The organism is Pseudomonas syringae (assembly GCF_021605415.1).
Classification (GTDB): domain Bacteria; phylum Pseudomonadota; class Gammaproteobacteria; order Pseudomonadales; family Pseudomonadaceae; genus Aquipseudomonas; species Aquipseudomonas syringae_S.
Window position 1 is genome coordinate 1 of record NZ_WKEQ01000075.1, and the last position, 2,962, is coordinate 2,962.

The 2,962-nt window shown below is 56.1% G+C and carries 1 protein-coding gene and 2 pseudogenes; all 3 read right to left on the minus strand.

Annotated elements, in window-relative coordinates; translation table 11 throughout:
* Positions 1 to 1,891 (minus strand): annotated as a pseudogene (locus GIW69_RS25960) (hypothetical protein); the annotation flags it as partial.
* 35 nt (positions 1,892 to 1,926) lie between these two features.
* Positions 1,927 to 2,790 carry a DUF4123 domain-containing protein gene (locus GIW69_RS25965; RefSeq protein ID WP_236485642.1) on the minus strand — a complete coding sequence of 288 codons (864 nt, stop codon included), beginning with the start codon at positions 2,788 to 2,790 and terminating at the stop codon, positions 1,927 to 1,929.
* Positions 2,781 to 2,962, minus strand: a pseudogene (locus tag GIW69_RS25970) (type VI secretion system tip protein VgrG); the annotation flags it as partial. The pseudogene GIW69_RS25970 and the gene GIW69_RS25965, both read right to left, overlap by 10 nt.

Genomic DNA, 2,962 nt, shown 5'->3' on the forward strand with positions numbered 1-2,962 from the left:
GGTCTGGCAGGTCGACCTTGAATAGTTCGACTTCACCGCGCGCAAGATCAACGCCGAACGAGGCTTTAGCTGATGTCTGGAAGCCTTCGGCCAACGACCATCCTGGCCCTTCAACTTTGGCGGAGGCATGGATGATGTTTGAAGTAGTGGGCGTCAGGCACCGCACAAGCTGCGCTTGTGGCGTGATATCAAAAATGCGGAAAGTCTTGCGCACGTTGTCTTTGAATAGCACTTGCTGGAGGCGATCACCCCATTCCTTGCGTGTGCTGGCGCTTTCAAGGGCTGTGACTTTGTACTTTTTGGCTTCGAGAAATGCGTTAAATTTCTCTATATCAAACCAGCCCTCGGCAGAGAACCAGTCACTTTCCTGATCCTTTATCCGAAGCGCACCTTCCTGTGTGAGCCACTGGCCTAAAAGGCTCAGTTCGGTATCAGAGGACGCCTTGCCATCGCTGTTGCCGGGACGCTTTGCGAGGTCTTTGACTTTGGCGCCCAGTTTTTTCACGTCACCTTTGACGGTTTGCTGAATCCTCGGCAGCGAATACATGCTGAGGTAGGTCAGCGGCTTTTTCAGGCTGTCCGCCATACTCATTTCGGCGAGCGGGAACCCGTTCTTCACCAAACGCTCTTCAGGGCGTGCCTGAAACTGTTCAGGCTCCCATAGAAGATGTCGGCGGACGGGAGCCGTTTCCATGTTCTTTTCAGCCTGAAGCTGGAGTTTCTCTTTCTCAGCTTGCAGTCGATCCCACGCAGCACGCTCTGCAGCGACCAGGTTTGTCGGAGCTTTAGCCTGGCGGCCGCTTGCTTCGATCCAGCCTTTGTATTTCGCACTCAGCCGTTTGTTGACTTCTTTTTGTTCTTTTTCCAGCGCGAGATATTGCTTGAACAGATCGACGCCGCCTTCTACCGATGCACCTGATTCGGGTATCAGTGCAAATTCGGGTAGCGCAATGCCGTATTGAGCAACGTCTGTAATGGAATCAAGGTAAGCGGTATAGATCGCTTTCCTTTCCAGTCGCTTGGCTTCCTTGTCGCGAACGTATGTGCAAAGCGGGAGCTGGTTATTCGGCCCGCATGTTGCGATGTCGTTGATAAGCTTTTTATCTTGAGCGAGCATCGGAGCGAGCTCGGCTGACGTTAACGTAGCCAAATCCTTTTCATTCAACAGTGCGTCACGTGCCTTGAGGTACTTTTGAACGCCCGCGCGGGCGGCAATAGCTTTGGGGGCGAAGAGGCTGCCGCTTTCATAGGCATAACCCTTTTCCTGTGCGGCTGCAATTGCTGTGCGTTTGAGCTTTTGCCAGTCAGCATAAGCGCGGTGCACTTCAGTGGCATTGTCACGCGCGGCGATCCACTCGGTTTTTTTGATTTCGTCCTGTTCGAGCCGAGTCAGGGGAGTAGCGGGGGCTTCCACTGCTGGTGTCGCTGCCTTGCTGCTTTCTTGAGCGTCCCGTAGCGCGGCGTCCAGATTACTGATGTTGGGATGCTTCGCTTCGATTTCGAGCATCCGGGTGTGTTGCTCGCCCTCAAGAAAATTCGCCAGTTTAGGCTCGAGGAAATACTCGAGCAGGCCCGTTTCGTAGAGGCCTTTTTTGCGCTCTTCCGGCGTTTTCGTGGAGCTGATCTTCTGTTCCAGATCATTGGATGCTTCTTTGAGGTCTGAGCTTGTGCGCTCCGGGAGCAGCCAGAATGATTCATTCTCAGTGTCGTAAATGGCGCTGCCGTAGGTGGTCGAGCAGGGCGTTTTTACTTTGTCATGGGATCCGGGGGACTCTTCCGGCGCTTCCGGTTGATCGCCGATATCTCGAGGCGGTTTGGCGCATGCCTCTTCGGCTGATGGCTGAACAGGTGAAGATTCGGCTTTCGGTGCGGCGCTGGTGGTAGTTTCCATTTCGCTTCCATTCATTCGTTACACGGACAAGTTCATCAGGCGGCGCTGGTGGCGAGTTGCTTCAGCTGTTCAACCTTGATGAACGACTCTTCCCTGGATTGCAGAATTGCCATGGCCTGGGGCTGCGATTCGAGCAGTGGGCCGTTGGCGATTTGGCCGAGTTTGAGCAGATGACGGCCTTCGTAAATGTTGTGATCGACCAGCGTGCTGAGGTTTTGCACGAGGTTCGGTAATTCTTCATCGGTGGGTTCGCCGTAGGCCGCGTATTGCTCGTCGACCCAGTAGACCCAGCCCAGTTGTTCCTGAGTCTTTGGCGCTGCTTCGGGCAGGTTGAATGCTGAGACGTCGCCCAGCCATTCCAGTTCCGGAGCGGGTTGCCAGTTCAGCCAGTTACCGCGTTGTTGGCCGAAGTTTCGCGGTGCCGGTGTGTAAACGTGGCGCCATGGCCCGAAGAGTTGGTGTGAGGATTCGCCGGCGCTATAGGCCAGTGCCGCCCACAGGCTGGGTTTGTGGTAGCTGAGGAGGCTTTGGCCGCCGGAGCCATCGTTGGCGCGTAACAGCCAGCGTGCATGAGTCAGCGCTTTGACGGGATCGAGGGTTGTCAGGGCGATGCCGGAGAAGTTTTCTTCGCAGAGTTTCGTCGCTTCTGCCGCCAAACGGCTGCCCCACGGCGCGGTGAGCCAGAGCGGGCCATCAGCGGCCATTTCGGCAAAATCGGTGGCGATGAACAAACCCTGTGAATTGAGTGGTTCTCCAATGCGATAGAGGCGGCTCATGGTTTCTGGCTGGCGGCTGCGGTCGATGATGAAGCACAGTGTCAGGCCGGATGATTCTCTCGGCAGATGCTCGAACGCGTAATGCGGTTCGGCGAGCAGGGCGCTCAGGGCTTTTACATGCATGTGCAATCCTTACGGCTGCAGGCGCCGTTGCTTTGTTTGCCGCACAGCGGGGTGATACCGGACTCGTTCAGGCGTTTGGGAAGCGGTAATGGGACTTTGCCGGCGTTGTCGGCGTCGGCCATTTTCATCGGCCCCGGCAACAACGGCGCAGCCGGCGTACCCGACCCCGGCC

Bases quoted from the DNA above. Each gene is read 5' to 3' on its own strand.
- GIW69_RS25965 (WP_236485642.1), bottom strand. From the start codon at position 2,790: ATGCATGTAAAAGCCCTGAGCGCCCTGCTCGCCGAACCGCATTACGCG.